We start from the raw sequence: 18,636 nt of genomic DNA, 5'->3' as shown, positions 1-18,636 counted from the left end.
CACCTTGAAACAAAAGCCAGCGGCGGCCAGCGAAAAAAACCGCAAAATGCACCACCCCGAGCGTGCAACCGCGGGTGACCGGCCATGCCACCCTTCCTTATTGATCAGCGACAAAGAGACTTTCGATGAACACCTCACTGCGTCTGGCGGCCCTGTCCGCCCTGCTGATCGGCTCCCTGGCCCAGGCTGGAGAACTGATTCCCATCGACGTGCACCGCGACGCCAACTGCGGCTGCTGCAAAAAGTGGATCGAGCACCTGCAGGACAACGGCTTTGCCGTGACCGACCACGTGGAAAGCAACATGAGCGCGGTCAAGCAGCGGCTCGGCGTCGCCCCGCGCCTGGGCTCCTGCCATACCGCGGTGATCGACGGCAAGTTCGTCGAGGGCCACGTGCCGGCCGAACAGGTGCTGGCCCTGCGCAAGCGCGATGACCTGCTGGGCATCGCCGCCCCGGGCATGCCCATGGGCTCCCCCGGGATGGAAATGGACGGCATGGGCGCCGATGCCTTCCAGGTCATCGGCCTGACCCGCGAGGGCAAGGACGTGGTCGTCGCGGACTACCCGGCCCGTTGATCTTCGGCGCCTACTTCGGCCTGTTCCTGGCGGCGTTCGGCGCCGCCACCCTGCTGCCCCTGCAATCGGAAGCGCTGCTGGTGGGGTTGCTGCACAACAGCCAACTGGCAGTGCTCGGGCTGTGGCTGGTGGCGACCCTGGGCAATGTCCTGGGCTCGCTGGTCAACTGGTGGCTGGGCCAGCGCCTGGAACACTACAAGGAGCGCCGCTGGTTTCCGATCAGCCCGCGTCACCTGGAGCGGGCCCGGGGGCCTTACCAACGCTATGGCCACTGGACGCTCCTGCTGAGCTGGATGCCGCTGATCGGCGATCCGCTGACCCTGGTGGCCGGCGTCATGGGCGAACCCCTCAAGCGCTTCCTGCTGCTGGTCACCCTGGCCAAGGGCGCGCGCTACGCCGTGCTGGCGTGGCTGACCCTGGGCTGGATCGGCTGAGCGCCCGCAGCTCCCCATCACCGCGCAGGAGCTGGCTTGCCAGCGAAAGTGCCCGCCCCGGCACCACGTCTTCCTTGTCGGCAAGCCGGTGCCCAGGGTTTGCCTGTGGCTTAACGTCGCCCTAATCCGGCGGCTACAGCATCGCCCGCAACCTTGCGGAGTGTCCTTATGCCCCTTGCTACCCCTCGCTGGCTCAGTGCCTTGCTGCTGCCCCTGGCCCTGCCTGCCCTCGCCGCCCAGGCGCCGGTCTACGGTCCCGAACTGCAGGGCTTCGACTACCCCTATCCCTTGCAGCACTTCAGCTTTGTGTCCCAGGGCCAGGCACTGCAGATGGGCTATATGGATGTACCGCCCCAGAGCCCGGCCAACGGGCACAGCCTGGTACTGATGCATGGCAAGAACTTCTGCGGCGCCACCTGGGAGGGCTCGATCAAGGCTCTGAGCGCCGCAGGCTACCGGGTGATAGTCCCGGACCAGATCGGCTTCTGTACCTCCAGCAAGCCCGAACACTACCAGTACAGCTTCCAGCAACTGGCGCAGAACACCCATCAACTGCTGGCCAAACTTGGCGTCAGCCAGGCCAGCCTGCTGGGCCATTCCACCGGTGGCATGCTGGCCACCCGCTACGCCCTGCAATACCCCGATCAGGTACGGCAACTGGCCCTGGTCAACCCCATCGGCCTGGAAGACTGGAAAGCCCTGGGCGTGCCCTGGCGCAGCGTCGACCAGTGGTACCAGCGCGAGCTGAAGCAGACCGCCGAGGGTATCCGCCGCTACGAGCAGCAGACCTATTACGCCGGCCGCTGGAAGGCCGAGTACCAGCGCTGGGTGGACATGCTCGCCGGCCTCAACCAGGGCCCCGGCAAGCGCCTGGTGGCGTGGAACTCGGCGCTGATCTACGACATGATCTTCAGCCAGCCGGTGTACTACGAATTCCAGGACCTGAAGATGCCGACCCTGCTGCTGATCGGCACCGCCGACACCACCGCCATCGGCAGCGATATCGCGCCGCCCGAGGTCAAGGCGCGCATCGGCCACTACCAGGACCTGGGCAAGCAGGTGGCGCAGCGCATCCCCCATTCGACCCTGGTGCAGTTCCCGGGGCTGGGCCACGCACCGCAAATGGAACAACCCGAGCCTTTCCACCAGGCCCTGCTGGGCTGGTTGAAGCAACCCTGAGCCAGGAGCCCGAACATGGCACTAGAGATTGCGGTAATCGATGATTGGCAGGACGTAGCGCGCGAGGTAGTGGACTGGTCGGTGCTCGATAGCATCGGCCGGGTCAGCTTCCTTCACGACTACCCGGCAGACCCCGCCACCCTGGCCCGGCGCCTGCAACCGTTCCAGGTGATCTGCGTGATGCGCGAGCGCACCCGGTTCGATGAAACCCTGCTACGCAGCCTGCCGCAGCTCAAGCTGCTGCTCACCGGCGGCATGCGCAACGCCGCCATCGACCTCAAGGCGGCCAGCGCCCTGGGGATCCAGGTGTGCGGCACCGACAGCTACAAGCACGCCGCGCCGGAGCTGACCTGGGCCCTGCTCATGGCCCTGAGCCGCAACCTGCTGAGCGAAGCCTGCGCCCTGCGCGCAGGCGGTTGGCAACAGGGCCTGGGGGGCGATCTGCACGGCAAGACCCTGGGCATTCTCGGCCTGGGCAGCATCGGCCAACGGGTGGCGCAATTCGGCCTGGTGTTCGGCATGCGGGTGATTGCCTGGAGCGAGAACCTCACCGCTGAACGCGCGACCGCCGCCGGCGTGACCCATGTCGACAAGCAGCAACTGTTCGAACAGGCCGATGTGCTCTCGGTGCACCTGGTGCTCAGCGAGCGCAGCCGTGGCCTGGTGGACGCCCAGGCCCTGGCGTGGATGAAGCCCGGGGCGCTGCTGGTCAATACCGCCCGCGGGCCGATTGTCGATGAAGCCGCGCTGATTGCCGCCCTGGAACAGGGCCGGCTGGCGGGGGCCGCACTGGATGTATTCGAGCAGGAACCCTTGCCTGCCGACCACCCCTTGCGGCGCTTGCCCAATGTTCTGGCCACGCCCCATGTCGGCTATGTCAGCCGGCAGAACTACCAGCAGTTCTTCGGCCAGATGATCGAAGACCTGCAAGCCTGGCACGCCGGCCAGCCGATCCGCCTGCTCAACTGAAAGCCTCCCGTGGCGATCGCCAGGCAAGGTCCTGCGCAGCTTTTCGCAGGCTCGGCGGCGACCAGGCTCGCAGGGACGCTGGGCGCAGGAGCCCGCCTGTGCCCGTTCTTTGGGCGGCGCCGCACCACAACGGCACCGGCCGCTGGCAGCCCCTCCCCATTTTCGCCCCCGGGCCGCAACGGCCCCGCTCCCGGGCAGTGCATGGCCGACCTTTCGTCGGGACGCGTTCGCCGCCCGCCCTGCCAACCCCGGGAAACACCCACCTCCCCCGGCACCGCTCTAGGTTCTGTCCTAGACTGAATTTCGCACTGTGACCGGGCAGTCACATTCACCGAGAAAAAGTCGAAACTTTTCGCTTCGGCCCAAGGTCAGGTTAAAGGTAGGGTCGCTGCCACTGGTGCATTCCTTGCAACGGCTCCTCCACCCTTTCTGCTTCCACGCTCGAGCAGCGCAGGCTGATCGACGTGTGGCGCGTTTGCGCCCGGCCACAGGAATTGGCCACGCGCGGCGCTCGAGACACCAGAACAGATCAATAAAACGGGAGAGACACATGATCAGCGCCGTATTGGACACTCAGGGAGATCACCCTCAACAGCAGGCCGGCGACCGCGCCGCCCCCTCGGTTCCGGTCCCTGGGAACAAGACGGTGCTGCCGCTGGCGCGGCCCAATCCCAACCGCAAGCGAGTGCTGTTCGTCACTTCGGAAATCGCCGACCTGGTGAAGACCGGCGGCCTGGGCGACGTCTCTGCCGCCCTGCCCAGGGCCATGGCCCACCTGCACGATGTGCGGGTACTGATCCCCGGCTACCCCCAGGTGCTGCATAGCGAAAACCCGATCCACATCATCGGGGAGCTGGGTGGCCACGCGGCACTGCCGGCCTGCAAGATCGGGCGCATGGACATGCCCGACGGCCTGGTGATCTACGTGCTGATCTGCCCGGAACTCTACGAGCGCGAAGGCACGCCCTACGGCGCCAACAACGGCCGCGACTGGCCGGACAACCATATCCGCTTCGCCCGCCTGGGGCTGGCCGCCGCCGACATCGCGGCCAACCTGGCGCAGATCCACTGGTGCCCCGACCTGGTGCACGCCCATGACTGGCCCGCCGGGCTGGCGCCGGCCTACATGCACTGGCGCGGGCAACGCACGCCGACCCTGTTCACCATTCATAACCTGGCCTATCAGGGCGTGGTCAGCCTGGCCTCGTGCCCGGAACTGGGCATCCCCGAGCATGCCCTGCAACAGGAAGGCATGGAGTTCTACGGCAAGCTGTCGTTCCTCAAGGCCGGCATGGCCTACGCCAGCCACATCACCACGGTGAGCGCCACCTATGCCCAGGAAATCACCACCCCGGCCTTCGGTTGCGGGCTCGACGGCTTCCTCGCCAGCAAGACCCAGCAGGGCCTGCTCAGCGGCATCCCCAACGGCATCGATGAAAGCTGGGACGCCGCCACCGACGCCCACCTGCTCACGCCTTTCAGCATCGGCGACTGGGACGGCAAGGCAGCCAACGCCGCCCATGTGCGGCAGATGTTCGGCCTCGACGCCTCCAGCGGCCCGCTGTTTGCCGTGGTCTCGCGGCTGGTCTACCAGAAAGGCCTGGACCTGACCGAAGCGGTGGCCGAGTTCATCGTGCAGTCCGGCGGCCAGATCGCCATCATCGGCCGCGGCGAGCCGGAGGAAGAACAGTCCATGCGCGCCCTGGCCCGGCGCTTCCCCGGCCGCATCGGGGTGCACATCGGCTTCAACGAGACCGACGCCCGGCGCATGTTCGCCGGCAGCGATTTCCTGCTCATGCCCTCGCGCTACGAGCCCTGCGGTCTGAGCCAGATGTATGCCCAGCGCTTCGGCTCGCTGCCGGTGGCGCGCAACACCGGCGGCCTGGCAGACACCATCGAGAATGGCGTCACCGGTTTCCTCTTCGACGAATCCACCGTGGCCAGCTACCAGGAAGCCCTGACCCGGGCCTTCAAGGTGTTCGCCTACCCGGCGCTGCTCAATGCCATGCGCTGCCGGGCCATGGCCGCGCCCTTCAACTGGTGCAAGGCGGTGGAACCCTACGCCGAACTCTACGAGCAACTGGTGGCCAAGGCCCTGGGACAGGCCGCCCGACAGTAAGAGGCAAGGACCGATGCCCTCAAGCACGCTGCACACCTGGACTCATTGCGCGCGGCTGCTGGATGCCGAGCACACCCGGTTCGCCCTGTGGGCGCCGGATGCGCGCTGCGTCAGCGTCGAACTGGCGGACGGCCAGTCGCTGCCCATGCAGCCCCAGCCCGAAGGCTGGTTCATGACCCAGGCGCGCTGCCCCGCGGGCAGCGCCTACCGTTTCAATATCGACGAGCGGATCCAGGTCCCCGACCCGGCGTCCCGGGCCCAGCTCGGTGATGTCCACGGGCCAAGCCTGGTGGTGGACCCCGAGCGCTATCAATGGCAGCACCCGCAGTGGCGCGGCCGGCCCTGGCACGAGGCGGTGATCTACGAACTCCACGTGGGGGTCATGGGCGGCTATCAGGCGGTGCAGCAAGCCCTGCCGGCCCTGGTGGAACTGGGGGTGACCGCCATCGAGCTGATGCCCCTGGCGGAGTTTCCCGGCGAACGCAACTGGGGCTACGACGGCGTGCTGCCCTACGCCCCGGAAGCCTCCTATGGTTCGCCCGACGAGCTGCGCGCGCTGATCGATACCGCCCATGGCCTGGGCCTGGCAGTGATCCTCGATGTGGTCTACAACCACTTCGGCCCCGACGGCAACTACCTGCAGGAGTACGCCCAGGGCTTCTTTCGCCAGGACCTGCACACCCCCTGGGGCGCTGCCATCGACTTTCGCCGCCCGCAGGTCAGCGAGTTCTTTATCGACAACGCCCTGATGTGGCTGCTGGAGTACCGTTTCGACGGCCTGCGCCTGGACGCGGTGCACGCCATCGACGATCCGGATTTCCTGCGGCAACTGGCGCAGCGGGTCCGCCAGGCAGTGCCACCCGATCGCCATGTGTGGCTCAACCTGGAGAACGAGTTCAATCAGGCCAGCCTGCTGCAACAAGGCTTCGACGCACAGTGGAACGACGACGGCCACAACGCCCTGCATGTGCTGCTGACCGGCGAAACCGACGCCTACTACGCCGACTTCGCCGAGCAGCCCACTGAGCAACTGGCCCGCTGCCTGAGCCAGGGTTTCGCCTTCCAGGGCCATGCCAACCGCCATGGCGAGGCCCGCGGCGAACCCAGCGGGCACCTGCCACCCAGCGCTTTTGTGCTGTTTCTGCAGAACCATGACCAGATCGGCAACCGGGCCTTTGGCGAACGCCTCAACCAACTGGCGCCGACCCAGGCCCTGCACGCGGCCACGGTGCTGTTGCTGCTGTCACCGATGATTCCGCTGCTGTTCATGGGCGACGAAGTGGCCGCCCAGGAACCATTCCTGTTCTTCACCAGCCACCAGGGCCAGTTGGCCGAAGCGGTGCGCGAGGGCCGGCGCAACGAATTCGCCGCCTTCAGTGCCTTCGCCGACGCCGGGCAGCGCCAGCGCATTCCCGACCCCAACGCCGCCTCGACCTTCCAGGCCTCGCGCCCACGGGCCCAGTCCCGACAGGCCGAGGCCACCCGCGAGCTGTACCGCAGCCTGTTGCAGATCCGCCACCGCGAGCTGGTTCCGCGCCTGCCCGGCGCCCGGGCCCTGGGCTGCCAGGTACTGGCCGAGGGCGCCCTGAGTGCGCGCTGGCGCCTGGGGGACGGCAGCCTGTTGCGCATCGACCTCAACCTCGGCCCGCATCAGGTCGAACTGGCCGCCGAGGCCGCACCGCAGCTGTGCTTCGAATATCCGCCGCACACCCTCAAGCACTGGTGCCAGGGCCAACTGCCTGCCTACAGCGTGCTGGTGCTGCTGGCCCCCACCTCTTCCCCGACCGACCCAGATGGAGAATGCCTATGAGCGATGCGCAACTGGAACTGCTTGCCAGCCGCGCCGGCCTGGCAGTGGACTGGATCGATGCCAACGGCCGTGCCCAGAAGGTCGAGGACCGGGTCCTGCGGGCTGTCCTGGCCGGCCTGGGGCATCCGGCCGAAGACCCGCAGCAGGTCGAACAGAGCCTGCTGCAATTGCAAGGGGTGCAACAGAGCCGGCACCTGCCCCCGCTGCTGACCGCCGACCACGGCCAGAGCCTGGACCTGGCGCGCTACTTCCCCCCGCACACGGCCTGTTTCCTGCGGCTGGAGGACGGCAGCCCGTTGCACCTGGACCTGGATGCCGAGAGCCGGCTGCCGGGCTCGATTCCGGTGGGTTACCACGCCGTGAGTATCGACGACGAACACTTTGTCCTGGCAGTGGCCCCCGAACGCTGCTTCAGCGTGGCCGACGCCGTGCACCAGCCCACCCCGCGGGCCTGGGGCCTCAGCGTGCAGCTGTACGCCCTGCGCCGCCCCGGCGATGATGGCTTCGGCGATACCCAGGCCCTTGAAGAACTGGCGCGCCAGGCCGCCGAACGCGGCGCCGATGCCCTGGCCATCAGCCCGCTGCACGCCATGTTCAGCAGCGACCCGCTGCGCTACAGCCCCTATTCGCCTTCCAGCCGGCTGTTTCTCAACAGCCTGTATGCCGCCCCTGGCGCGATCCTCGGCGACCGCGCCTGGCGCACCGCGATCGAAGCCTGTGGCCTGGGCGAACAACTGCAGGACCTGGAACAGTTGCCGCTGATCGACTGGCCCCTGGCGGCCCAGGCCAAGTTGCAGGCACTGCGGGCGCTGTATGAAGGCTTCTGTCAGGGCGAGCACCCGCTGCACGAGGACTTCGCCAGCTACCGCCGGGCAGCCGGCGAAGCCCTGGAAAACCACTGCCGCTTCGAAGCCATCCAGGCCCAGCGCGCCGCCCGTGGCGAGGACCTGGACTGGCGTCACTGGCCGCCGCAGTGGCGTGATCCGGCCAGCCCGGCCCTGGCTCATTTCGCCGAGGAACAGGCCCACGAAATCGGCTTCCATGCCTTTTGCCAGTGGCTGATCGCCCGCAGCCTGGAGCGAGCGCAAAGCGCGGCCCGCAGCGGCGGCATGGGCATCGGCCTGATCGCCGACCTGGCGGTGGGCGCCGACGGCGGCGGCAGCCAGGCCTGGAGCCGGCAGGAGCAGTTACTGGCCAACCTGACGGTGGGCGCGCCACCGGACATCCTCAACCGCCAGGGCCAGAGCTGGGGGATATCGGCCTTTTCCCCGGAAGGCCTGCAACGCCACGGTTTCCGCGCCTTCATCGAAATGCTCAGGGCCAACTTCGCCCATGCCGGGGGCCTGCGCATCGACCATGTGATGGGCCTGCAACGGCTGTGGGTGATTCCCCTGGGCGCGCCCCCCAGCGATGGCGCCTACCTCTATTACCCGGTGGACGACCTGCTGCGCCTGCTGACCCTGGAATCCCATCGCCACCAGGCCATAGTGCTGGGCGAAGACCTGGGCACAGTGCCCGACGGGCTGCGGGAAAAACTTGCCGCCCGGGCCATGCTCGGCATGCGTGTGCTTTTGTTCGAACAGGACCACGGCTGCCACTTCAAGCCCATCCTCGACTGGCCGGACAATGCCCTGGCCACCACCAGCACCCATGACCTGCCGACCCTCAACGGCTGGTGGCATGGCCGCGATATCGACTGGAACCAGCGCCTGGGCCTGGTGGACGAAGCGGCGGCGCGGCACTGGCGCGAACACCGCCAGCACGAACGCAACGGCCTGCGCCACGCCCTGGCCCAGGACCCGCAGAACTTTCGCGAGGAAAGCCACGAGGCCGACCAGGTGGTAGACGCCAGCGTGCGTTTCCTCGGCCACACCCGGGCGCCCCTGGTGCTGCTGCCCCTGGAGGACGCCCTGGGCATCGACGAACAGGCCAACCTGCCCGGCACCCTCGACAGCCACCCCAACTGGCGCCGACGCCTGGCCACTGCCAGCCGGCACTTGCTGGACGACAGCGACGCTGCGCGGCGCCTGGAGCTGCTGGCCTGTGCCCGGCAGCAGGCCCTGGAGCGTGACCGATGAGCCCGCCAGCCACGCCAATGCCACGGGCCACCCTGCGCCTGCAATTTCACCAAGGCTTCACCCTGGATCATGCGCTACCCCTGGTGCCCTACTTCGCCGGCCTGGGCCTCAGCCATCTCTACGCCTCGCCACTGCTCTGCGCGCGGGCCGGTTCCATGCACGGCTACGACGTGGTGGACCCCACCCGGGTCAACCCCGAGCTGGGGGGCGAGGCGGCCCTGGTACGGCTGGTGGATGCCCTGCGCCAGCACGGCATGGGCCTGATCCTGGATATCGTCTCCAACCACATGGCGGTGGGCGGCAATGACAACCCCTGGTGGCTGGACCTGCTGCAATGGGGGCGCCTGAGCCCGTACGGTGAGTTCTTCGATATCCAGTGGCATTCCCCGGACCCGCTGATGGAAGGCCAGTTGTTGCTGCCCTTCCTCGGCAGCGACTATGGGCAGGCCTTGCAGGAAGGCAGCCTGCAACTGCAGCTGGACGACGATCGCTGCGGTTTCCATGTTCGCCACTATGAACACTGTTTCCCCATCTGCCCCGCCGACTTCGGGGAACTGCTACGCCTCGCCGGCCCGCCGGATGCCGCCCAGGCCCTCAAGCCCCTGGCCGACAGCTTTGCCGCCCTGCGTTTCAGCGGCGACGCCCACGCCCAGGCACAACCGCTGCAGCAGGCCCTGGGCCAACTGTTGCAGCAACCGGCGCTGCACCAGGCCGTCACCGCCCACCTGCAAGGCTACAACTCACGCCACGACGAAGGTTTCCAGCGCCTGCACCATCTGCTGGAGCAACAGAGCTATCGCCTGGCCAGCTGGCGCACCGCCGCCGACGACATCAACTGGCGACGCTTCTTCGACGTCAACGAGCTGGGCGGGCTGCGGGTCGAGCGCCCGGCGGTGTTCGAAGCCACCCACGGCAAGATCTTCGAGCTGATCCAGCGTGGCCTGGTGGACGGCCTGCGCATCGACCATATCGACGGTCTGGCCGACCCGCGCAGCTATTGCCGCAAGCTGCGGCGCCGGATCGACCGCCTGCGCCCGGGCCAGCACCTGCCGATCTACGTCGAGAAGATCCTCGGCGCCGGGGAAACCCTGCACCGCGACTGGGGCGTGGATGGCAGCACCGGCTATGAGTTCATGAACCAACTGTCGCTGCTGCAGCAGGCCCCTGCAGGCCAGCCGGTGCTGGCCGAACTGTGGAGCCGGCACAGCCAGCGCCCCGCGGCGTTCGCCGAAGAGGCACTCCTGGCCCGTCAGCAGATTCTCAACGGCTCCCTGGCCAGCGACTTTGAAAGCGTGGCCCAGGCCCTGTTGCAGGTGGCGCGCCTGGACCTGATGAGCCGCGACCTGACCCTGGGGGCCATCCGCCGCGCCTTGCAGGAACTGATCGTGCACTTCCCGGTGTACCGCACCTATATCAGCGCCTGTGGCCGCGGGCAGCAGGACCAGCAGTTGTTCCAGCAGGCCCTGGACGGCGCGCGACAGAGCCTGGGCGAGGCCGACAGGCCGGTGCTCGACTGCCTGGAGCGCTGGCTCGGCGGCCAGGGCTGGCGCCAGCAGCCACCGGGCCGTGGGCGCAAGCTGCTGCGCCACGCCTGCGTGCGTTTCCAGCAACTGACTTCGCCCGCCGCGGCCAAGGCCGTGGAAGACACCGCCTTCTACCGCTCGGCGGTACTGCTGGCGCGCAACGACGTGGGCTTCAACAGCGAACAGTTCAGTGCGCCGATCGCCGCCTTCCACACGGCCTGCCAGCAACGCCTGGCCAGCTTCCCCGACAACCTGCTGACCAGCGCCACCCACGATCACAAACGGGGCGAGGACAGCCGCGCGCGCCTGGCAGTGCTCAGCGAGCGGGCCCCCTGGTATGCCGCCCAGGTGGAGCACTGGCGCACCCTGGCCGCGCCCCTGCGCCAGCAGGCGGATGCGCCTTCGGCGGGGGACGAACTGATCCTTTACCAGACCCTGCTGGGCAGTTGGCCCCTGGAACTGGCTGCCGAGGATCAGGCGGCCCTGCAAGACTATGGACAAAGGATCTGGCAATGGCAGCTCAAGGCCCTGCGCGAGGCCAAGCTGCAAAGCAGCTGGGCGGCGCCCAACGCAGAATACGAAGAGGCCGTGCAGGCCTTTGTCCAGGCCCTGCTGCTGGCGCCCCAGGGCCTGGCATTGCGCCAGTCGATTGCCGCGGCGGCCCGGGCCATTGCCCCGGCGGGCGCCCTCAACAGCTTGGCGCAAACCTTGCTGCGCATGACCGTGCCTGGGGTCCCCGACCTGTACCAGGGCAACGAGTTCTGGGATTTCAGCCTGGTGGACCCGGATAACCGCCGGCCGGTGGATTACCCGGCCCGGCAGGCGGCCCTGGAGCGCGGCGGCGAACCACGCCAGTGGCTGGCCCAGTGGCACGACGGACGCATCAAGCAAGCCTTGATCGCCCGCACCCTGAACCTGCGTGGCCAGTACCCGGAGCTGTTTCGCCGGGGCCGCTACCAGCCGCTGCCGGTGCTTGGCCAGCATGCCGGGCGGGTCCTGGCGTTCATGCGCGAGCACGGTGCACAACGGGCAGTGGTGATAGTGCCGGTGCAGGTCGCCGGCCTGCTGGGAGATCGCGCAATGCCCTTGATCGAGGCGCCGCTGTGGGGCGATACCCGGGTGCAGCTACCGTTCGACGCCTCGGGGCAAAAGCTGAATGGACTTTTTTCCACGGTGGCAGTCACACCCCACAGGGAGCTGATGCTTAGCGCCGCACTGCAAGACTTTGCGCTCAACCTTTTGATTCAACCTTGAATTCAGTCCAGGAGCATTGCGATGAGTACCGACGACAAACGCATTCGTGAATTCGCTTATCAGATCTGGGAGTCGGAAGGTAAGCCAGAGGGCCAGGAAGCCCGGCATTGGGACATGGCCCGCAAGCTCGCCGAGGCCGAAGCCCTGGCTCCAAGCACGCCACCCAAGGCCGGCAAGGCCAAGCCTGCCACCGGAAAGCCCGCCGCCAAGAGCGCGGCCAAGCCCAAGGCCAAGTCGGCCGCCGCCGTGGTAGTGCCCCCGGGAGAAAAACCCGCGGCGGCGAAGAAGCCCCGGGCGCCGCGCAAACCGCCGGCCAACTGACACCCGCCGGCCATCTCGTCCTCGTCAACCCGTGGCGCGCCCGCGCGCCATAAGGGTCGCGTTCGCCCTGAAGAAAGGGCCCGGCCCGTCACCCTCTCACTGCAGGAGCAACCATGAGCAGATCCAAGCAGCCCGCCGCCACTCCCGAGAGCGAACCCTCGCGCATTCGTGAAGGCCTGCCCTTCCCCCTCGGCGCCACCTGGGACGGCCTGGGGGTCAACTTCGCGCTGTTCTCGGCCAATGCCACCAAGGTCGAGCTCTGTGTGTTCGATGATGCCGGCGAAGTGGAACTCGAACGCATCGAACTTCCGGAATACACCGACGAAATCTTCCACGGCTACCTGCCCGACGCTCACCCGGGGCTGATCTACGGCTACCGCGTGCACGGCCCCTACGACCCGGCCAACGGTCACCGTTTCAACCCCAACAAACTGCTGATCGACCCCTATGCCAAGCAACTGGTGGGCGAGCTGAAATGGTCCGAGGCGCTGTTCGGCTACACCATCGGCCACCCGGATGCCGACCTCAGTTTCGACGAGCGCGACAGCGCGCCCTTCGTGCCCAAGTGCAAGGTCATCGACCCGGCCCACACCTGGGGCAACGACCAGCGGGTCAGCGTGCCCTGGGACAAGACCATCATCTACGAGACCCATGTGCGCGGCTTCACCATGCGCCACCCTTCGGTGCCCGAGAACCTGCGGGGCAGCTTCGCCGGGCTGATGGTGGACGACGTGCTGGAGCACATCCGCAAGCTCGGGGTGTCGTCGGTGGAGCTGCTGCCGATCCACGCCTTCGTCAACGACCAGCACCTGCTGCACAAGGGCATGACCAACTACTGGGGCTACAACAGCATCGCCTTCTTCGCCCCCGACCCGCGCTACCTGGCCAGCGGCAAGATCGCCGAATTCAAGGAAATGGTCGCCCACCTGCACGAAGCCGGGCTGGAGGTGATCCTGGACGTGGTCTACAACCACACCGCCGAAGGCAACGAGCAAGGCCCGACCCTGTCCATGCGCGGCATCGACAACGCCTCCTACTACCGCCTGATGCCTGACGACAAGCGCTTCTACATCAACGATTCGGGCACCGGCAACACCCTGGACCTGAGCCACCCCTGCGTGTTGCAGATGGTCACCGACTCGCTGCGCTACTGGGCCACGGAAATGCACGTGGACGGCTTCCGCTTCGACCTGGCGACCATTCTCGGGCGTTACCACGACGGTTTCGACGAGCGCCACAGCTTCCTCGTGGCCTGCCGCCAGGACCCGGTGCTGCGCCAGGTGAAGATGATCGCCGAGCCCTGGGACTGCGGCCCCGGCGGCTATCAGGTGGGCAACTTCCCGCCGGGCTGGGTGGAATGGAACGATCGCTTTCGCGACACCGTACGGGCCTTCTGGAAGGGCGATGACGGCCAGCTGGCGGATTTTGCCGGGCGCATGACCGCCTCCGGCGAGATGTTCAACCAGCGCGGCCGCCGGCCCTACGCCTCGGTCAACTTCGTCACTGCCCACGACGGTTTCACCCTGCACGACCTGGTGTCCTACAACGACAAGCACAACGAAGCCAACGACGAGAACAACCAGGACGGCAGCAACAACAACCTGTCCTGGAACCACGGCGTCGAAGGCCCCAGCGACGACCCCGAGATCAACGCCCTGCGCCTGCGCCAGATGCGCAACTTCTTCGCCACCCTGCTACTGGCCCAGGGCACGCCGATGGTGGTGGCCGGCGACGAATTCGCCCGCACCCAGCACGGCAACAACAACGCCTACTGCCAGGACAGCGAGATCGGCTGGGTCAACTGGGAGCTGGATAACGACGGCAAGTCCCTGCTCAAGTTCGTCAAGCGCCTGATCAAGCTGCGCCTGAGCTACCCGATCCTGCGGCGCGGGCGCTTCCTGGTGGGCAGCTACAACGAGGACATCGGGGTCAAGGACGTCACCTGGCTGGCTCCCGACGGCAGCGAGATGACCACCGAGCACTGGCAGGACCCCCATGGTCGCTGCCTGGGCATGCTGCTGGACGGCCGCGCCCAGGAAACCGGGATCCGTCGCCCCGGGGCCGATGCCACGCTGCTGCTGGTGGTCAACGCCCACCACGACATCGTCAACTTCCGCCTGCCTGAGGTGCCCGCCGGGGAGTTCTGGACCTGCATGCTCGACACCAACCAGCCGGCGGTGCGCGGCCAGGAACGCTTTGCCTTCGGCCACGAGTATTCGGTGACCGGGCGCTCCCTGCTGCTGTTCGAACTGCAACATGAGGAAGAAGACTGAACATGGACCTGCAAGGCTTCCTGCATCACTCCCCCGACCTGGGGCATGCCGACACCCGCGCCCTGGGCCTGTGCCTGGACGCCCTGGTGGGCGCCGGGCTCGACCGCCTGCCACTGCCCGCCGGGGGCGCCACCCTGCAACGCTGGCAGGCCCTGGCCAGGGTCGCCGGCCATGACCTGGGCCTGTGCAAGCTCTACGAGGGGCACACCGACGCCCTGGCGATCATGGCGGAACTGGGCTGCCCCGTGCCCCCCGGCACCACCTGGGGCACCTGGGCCGCGGAGCCGCCCCAGGCCCGGGTGCACGCCGTTGCCGATGGCCCGCACTGCCGGCTCAGCGGCACCAAGGCCTGGTGCTCGGGGGCCGAGGTGCTCAGCCATGCCCTGCTCACCGCCTGGGACGCCGACGGCCACCAACGCCTGGTGGCGGTGGCGCTGGACCAGCCCGGGGTGCAGGTCGAGAGCGGCAGCTGGCAAGCGGTGGGCATGGCCAGTACCGGCAGCCAGCGGGTTGACTTCCACGAGGCTCGTGGCCAGTGGGTCGGCGGGCCGGATGACTACCTGCAGCGCCCGGGCTTCTGGCAAGGCGCCATCGGCATCGCCGCCTGCTGGCTGGGAGCCGCCCAGGCCATCGCACACCCCCTGCGCGAACACTGCGCCAAACGCGACGAGCCCCATGCCCTGGCCCACCTGGGGGCAGTGGACAGCGCCCTGCATCAGGCCGCCTGCGTGCTGCGCCACAGTGCCCGGCAGTTGGATCAGGCGCCCCAGGCTGAGTGCCAGTTGCTGGCCCGGCGCGCCCGGGCGGTGACCGAGGCCAGCGTCGACAGCGTGCTGCACCACGTCGGCCGGGCGCTGGGCGCCGGCCCCTATTGCCTGGACCGGCACTTCGCCCGGCTGCTGGCGGACCTGCCGGTGTTCATCCGCCAGAGCCATGCCGAGCGTGACCTGGCCATTCTCGGGCAACAGCTGGCCAACGCCGCCCACGCTGCAGCGGACCCGGGAGGATGGCAACTGTGAAAGCCAATCCGATTGTCGGTCGCGGCACCTCGCTGCGGGCCTGGCAGGCTTCCTCGCAACTGCAGGCCATGGCCGCGGTGGATATTCGAACCCTGGTCCCGCAAGGAGCACGGGCAGTGATTGTGGCCCCGCACCCGGACGATGAAATCCTCGGCTGTGGCGGCCTCCTGCAACTGCTGGCGGCGCAGGGGCGCGAGCTGCTGCTGATTTCGGTCACCGATGGTTGCGCCAGCCATCCCGGCTCCCGGCGCTGGCCGGTACAGCGCCTGAGCCAGGTACGGCCCCAGGAGTCCGCCGAAGGCTTGCGCCGCCTGGGCCTGCCGCTGCAGCGCATCACCTGGCTGCGCGCGGGCTTCGAGGACAGCCGCGTCGCCCGGGACGAAGCCGCCCTGACGCAGTTCATCCAGGGTTGCCTGCGCGCCGGTGACGTGCTGTTCAGCACCTGGTGCGAGGACGGCCACTGCGACCACGAAGCCGTGGGCCGGGCCAGCGCCCTGGCCGCCCGGGCCACGGGCGCGAGCCTCAAGGAACTGCCGATCTGGACCTGGCACTGGGCCGATCCCGAGGGCCGGCAGCTGCCCTGGGAGCGGGCCCGCAAGGTGCTGCTCAGCCCTGCCCAGGTGGCCCGCAAGCGCCATGCCATCCACGCCTTTGCCAGCCAACTGGAGGGCGACCCGCAGATCGGCCTGGCGCCCGTGCTGGCACCGCACATCATCGAGCGTCTGCTGCAACCTTTTGAGGTGGTGTTCCTATGAGTGTCGACAGTCACTATTTCGAAGGGCTGTTCGCCCGGGACCAGGACCCCTGGGCCTTTCGCCAGCGCTGGTATGAACAGCGCAAACGTGCAATCACCCTGGCCAGCCTGCCGCGCCGCCACTACCGGAGCATTTTCGAACCCGGCTGTGCCAACGGCGAACTCAGCGCCGAACTGGCCAGCCGCTGCGACAGCCTGCTGGCCTACGACACCGCGCGCAACGCGGTGGACCTGGCCCGGCAGCGCTTGCGCTCCTTCCCCCACGCCCGGGTGGAACACGGCCGCCTGCCCCAGGACTGGCCCAAGGGGCCCTTCGATCTGATCGTCATCAGCGAGATCGGCTATTACCTGGACGCCGCCGACCTGGCGCAGCTGGTGGCACGGGCCCAGGGCTCCCTGGCCGCGGATGGCCAGCTACTGGCCTGCCACTGGCGCCCACCCATTGCCGAGTGCCCCCTGGATGCCGGACAAGTGCACGAACTGCTCCATCGCCATTTGCAACTGCCACGCTTGCTGGAGCACCAGGAAGCGGACTTTCTCCTCGACCTCTGGGGCCGCGAAGCGGATTCGGTCGCGACCCTGGAGGGCCTGCGATGATCGGAGTGGTGATACCCGCCCATAACGAGGAGCAACTGCTGGCCGACTGCCTGCGCTGCGCCCTGAAAGCCGCCAGCCACCCCGAGCTCAATGAAGACGTGGCGATCCTGGTGGTGCTCGACAGCTGCTCCGACGGTTCTCTGGACATTGCCCGCCAGTTCGCCGTGCAACACCTGCAATTGCAGGTGCGCAATGTCGGACGGGCACGGGCCGCGGGCGCGCAGTTGCTGCTGCAGGCCGGCGCCCGCTGGCTGTCCTGTACCGATGCCGACAGCCGCGTACCCGAGGACTGGCTGGTGGCCCAACTGGCCCTGGGCGCCGACGCCGTCTGCGGCACCGTCACCGTCGACCGCTGGAGCGAAGGCTTCGAACCCCAGGCCCGGATCCGCTATCACGACGCCTACCAGGACAGCGATGGCCACCGGCACATCCATGGCGCCAACCTCGGCATCAGCGCTGCAGCCTATGTCCGCGCCGGCGGCTTCGAGGCCCTGGCCTGCCACGAGGATGTGCAGCTGGTGCGGCAGTTGCAGCGCTGCGGCGCCAGCATCGCCTGGAGCCGGCATCCGCAAGTGATTACCAGCGGGCGCCTGGATTCGCGGGCCAAAGGTGGGTTCGGCGATTACCTCAAGGGCCTGAACGAACCTTGCGCAGGGCTGTGAAGTACAGCATGGCATTGGTCAGTGCGCCTCCCCGGGGGGAGAATTGCCGTCTACCCTGTGACGGGCTTGGTAATCAGCAAATAAGCCTGGGCTGGCACTGCGTGGAAAGCTCCAGGCTGTGTATGATTACCCCCGAATCGCGGTGCTCCAAAGGTATGGGGCACCGGTACTTCACGCTGAGGCAGGTGCCAAGGAATCAGCGTGCGTGCAAACCCAGGGTCGCGACTGAACGGAGGTTCAACCGCTACTGCCGTGGCCCGGAAAACAGGGATGTGACACCCCATGAAAGCCATACCCGCAATCGACAGCAACTGGCCCAGCCAAGTCTGGAACAGTGCCCGCAGCCTGGCCGAGGTGCCGGCCATCAATCTGGCCAACCTGGTTCCGGCCGGCTCCCGGGCAGTGATAGTCGCCCCTCACCCCGGTGACGAAGTGGTCGCCAGCGGCGGCCTGCTGCAAGTGCTGGCCCACCACGGCCACCCTCTGCAACTGATTTCCATCAGCGACGGCAGCGCCAGCCATCCCGGGTCGGAGCTGTGGCCCAAGCGCCGCCTGAGCGTATTCCGGCCCCAGGAAAGCGCCGAAGCCCTGCGTCGCCTGGGCCTGCCCCTGCACAGCCTGAAGTGGATCCGCGGCGGCTTTGCCGACAGCGCCTTGAGCGAACGGGAACAGCAACTGGTGCCCTTCATCTGCCGCTACCTGCGCGACACCGACGTGGTGTTCAGCACCTGGCGCGCCGATGGCAACCTCGACCACGAAGCCGTGGGCCGGGCCACGGCCAAGGCCGCGAGCCTGGTGGGTGCGCGTTTTCATGAGATCCCGATCTGGGCCTGGCACTGGGCGGCCCGCGAGGAGCACCAGATCCCCTGGCAGCGTGCGCGCAAGCTGCGCCTGGACACCTGGACCGTGGCCCGCAAGCGCCACGCCGCCCACGCCTATGCCAGCCAGTTGCAGGGCGAGCCGGAGATCGGCCTGGAGCCGTCGCTGTCGCCGGTGCTGCTGGAGCGCCTGCGCCTGCCCTACGAGATCATCCTGATGTAGGCCTGCGCGGGTGGAAAATAAGCTGAAC

Annotated in this window: 15 protein-coding genes; all 15 read left to right on the top strand. The window is 67.7% G+C overall.

All coding sequences use genetic code 11. The annotated features are described in order from the left end of the window. Nucleotides 1-125 precede the first annotated feature (125 nt). The 15 genes from AC1RMG_RS04650 (at nucleotide 126) to AC1RMG_RS04580 (ending at nucleotide 18,608) form a co-directional block, all read left to right on the top strand. On the top strand, nucleotides 126-575 hold the full coding sequence (locus AC1RMG_RS04650; protein ID WP_047286401.1) for a DUF411 domain-containing protein: 450 nt from the start codon (nucleotides 126-128) through the stop codon (nucleotides 573-575). After that, complete coding sequence (locus AC1RMG_RS04645) at nucleotides 572-1,009, top strand: YqaA family protein (protein ID WP_493168517.1); 438 nt, start codon at nucleotides 572-574, stop codon at nucleotides 1,007-1,009. Before AC1RMG_RS04650 ends, AC1RMG_RS04645 begins: the two co-directional genes overlap by 4 nt. 168 nt (nucleotides 1,010-1,177) lie before the next feature. Continuing rightward, complete coding sequence (locus tag AC1RMG_RS04640; RefSeq protein WP_493168515.1) at nucleotides 1,178-2,188, top strand: alpha/beta fold hydrolase; 1,011 nt, start codon at nucleotides 1,178-1,180, stop codon at nucleotides 2,186-2,188. Nucleotides 2,189-2,203: 15 nt separating this feature from the next. Next, nucleotides 2,204-3,157: a D-2-hydroxyacid dehydrogenase family protein gene (locus AC1RMG_RS04635; RefSeq protein ID WP_053151526.1), complete on the top strand. Its 954-nt coding sequence runs from the start codon at nucleotides 2,204-2,206 to the stop codon at nucleotides 3,155-3,157. 550 nt (nucleotides 3,158-3,707) lie between these two features. Continuing rightward, nucleotides 3,708-5,276, top strand: a complete 1,569-nt coding sequence (glgA, locus tag AC1RMG_RS04630; protein WP_011061176.1) for a glycogen synthase GlgA — start codon at nucleotides 3,708-3,710, stop codon at nucleotides 5,274-5,276. A 13-nt stretch (nucleotides 5,277-5,289) separates the two neighbouring features. Continuing rightward, on the top strand, nucleotides 5,290-7,086 hold the full coding sequence (gene treZ / locus AC1RMG_RS04625) for a malto-oligosyltrehalose trehalohydrolase (protein ID WP_493168513.1): 1,797 nt from the start codon (nucleotides 5,290-5,292) through the stop codon (nucleotides 7,084-7,086). Continuing rightward, on the top strand, nucleotides 7,083-9,164 hold the full coding sequence (gene malQ / locus AC1RMG_RS04620) for a 4-alpha-glucanotransferase (RefSeq protein ID WP_493168511.1): 2,082 nt from the start codon (nucleotides 7,083-7,085) through the stop codon (nucleotides 9,162-9,164). Before treZ ends, malQ begins: the two co-directional genes overlap by 4 nt. Further along, nucleotides 9,161-11,941: a malto-oligosyltrehalose synthase gene (locus AC1RMG_RS04615; RefSeq protein WP_493168509.1), complete on the top strand. Its 2,781-nt coding sequence runs from the start codon at nucleotides 9,161-9,163 to the stop codon at nucleotides 11,939-11,941. The genes malQ and AC1RMG_RS04615 overlap by 4 nt, the downstream gene beginning before the upstream one ends. 21 nt (nucleotides 11,942-11,962) lie before the next feature. Beyond that, a complete protein-coding gene (locus AC1RMG_RS04610; RefSeq protein ID WP_015635523.1) occupies nucleotides 11,963-12,262 on the top strand; it encodes a DUF2934 domain-containing protein in 300 nt (99 codons plus the stop codon). A 113-nt stretch (nucleotides 12,263-12,375) separates the two neighbouring features. Continuing rightward, a complete protein-coding gene (gene glgX / locus AC1RMG_RS04605) occupies nucleotides 12,376-14,535 on the top strand; it encodes a glycogen debranching protein GlgX (protein WP_011061171.1) in 2,160 nt (719 codons plus the stop codon). Nucleotides 14,536-14,537: 2 nt separating this feature from the next. Next, a complete protein-coding gene (locus AC1RMG_RS04600; protein WP_492583479.1) occupies nucleotides 14,538-15,554 on the top strand; it encodes an acyl-CoA dehydrogenase family protein in 1,017 nt (338 codons plus the stop codon). Continuing rightward, nucleotides 15,551-16,309 carry a PIG-L deacetylase family protein gene (locus tag AC1RMG_RS04595; RefSeq protein WP_493168507.1) on the top strand — a complete coding sequence of 253 codons (759 nt, stop codon included), beginning with the start codon at nucleotides 15,551-15,553 and terminating at the stop codon, nucleotides 16,307-16,309. The genes AC1RMG_RS04600 and AC1RMG_RS04595 overlap by 4 nt, the downstream gene beginning before the upstream one ends. Next, complete coding sequence (locus AC1RMG_RS04590) at nucleotides 16,306-16,905, top strand: class I SAM-dependent methyltransferase (protein ID WP_493168505.1); 600 nt, start codon at nucleotides 16,306-16,308, stop codon at nucleotides 16,903-16,905. The genes AC1RMG_RS04595 and AC1RMG_RS04590 overlap by 4 nt, the downstream gene beginning before the upstream one ends. Continuing rightward, entirely contained in the window at nucleotides 16,902-17,567 is a 666-nt protein-coding gene (locus AC1RMG_RS04585; RefSeq protein WP_072441934.1) for a glycosyltransferase family 2 protein, read from the top strand. The genes AC1RMG_RS04590 and AC1RMG_RS04585 overlap by 4 nt, the downstream gene beginning before the upstream one ends. A 282-nt stretch (nucleotides 17,568-17,849) precedes the next feature. Then, entirely contained in the window at nucleotides 17,850-18,608 is a 759-nt protein-coding gene (locus tag AC1RMG_RS04580) for a PIG-L deacetylase family protein (RefSeq protein ID WP_011061166.1), read from the top strand. Nucleotides 18,609-18,636: the final 28 nt, after the last annotated feature.

The organism is Pseudomonas sp. GW822-FHT04H02 (assembly GCF_058800645.1).
The sequence above is the reverse complement of the archived record's forward strand: the minus strand, read 5'-3'. Positions and strand labels throughout refer to the sequence as shown.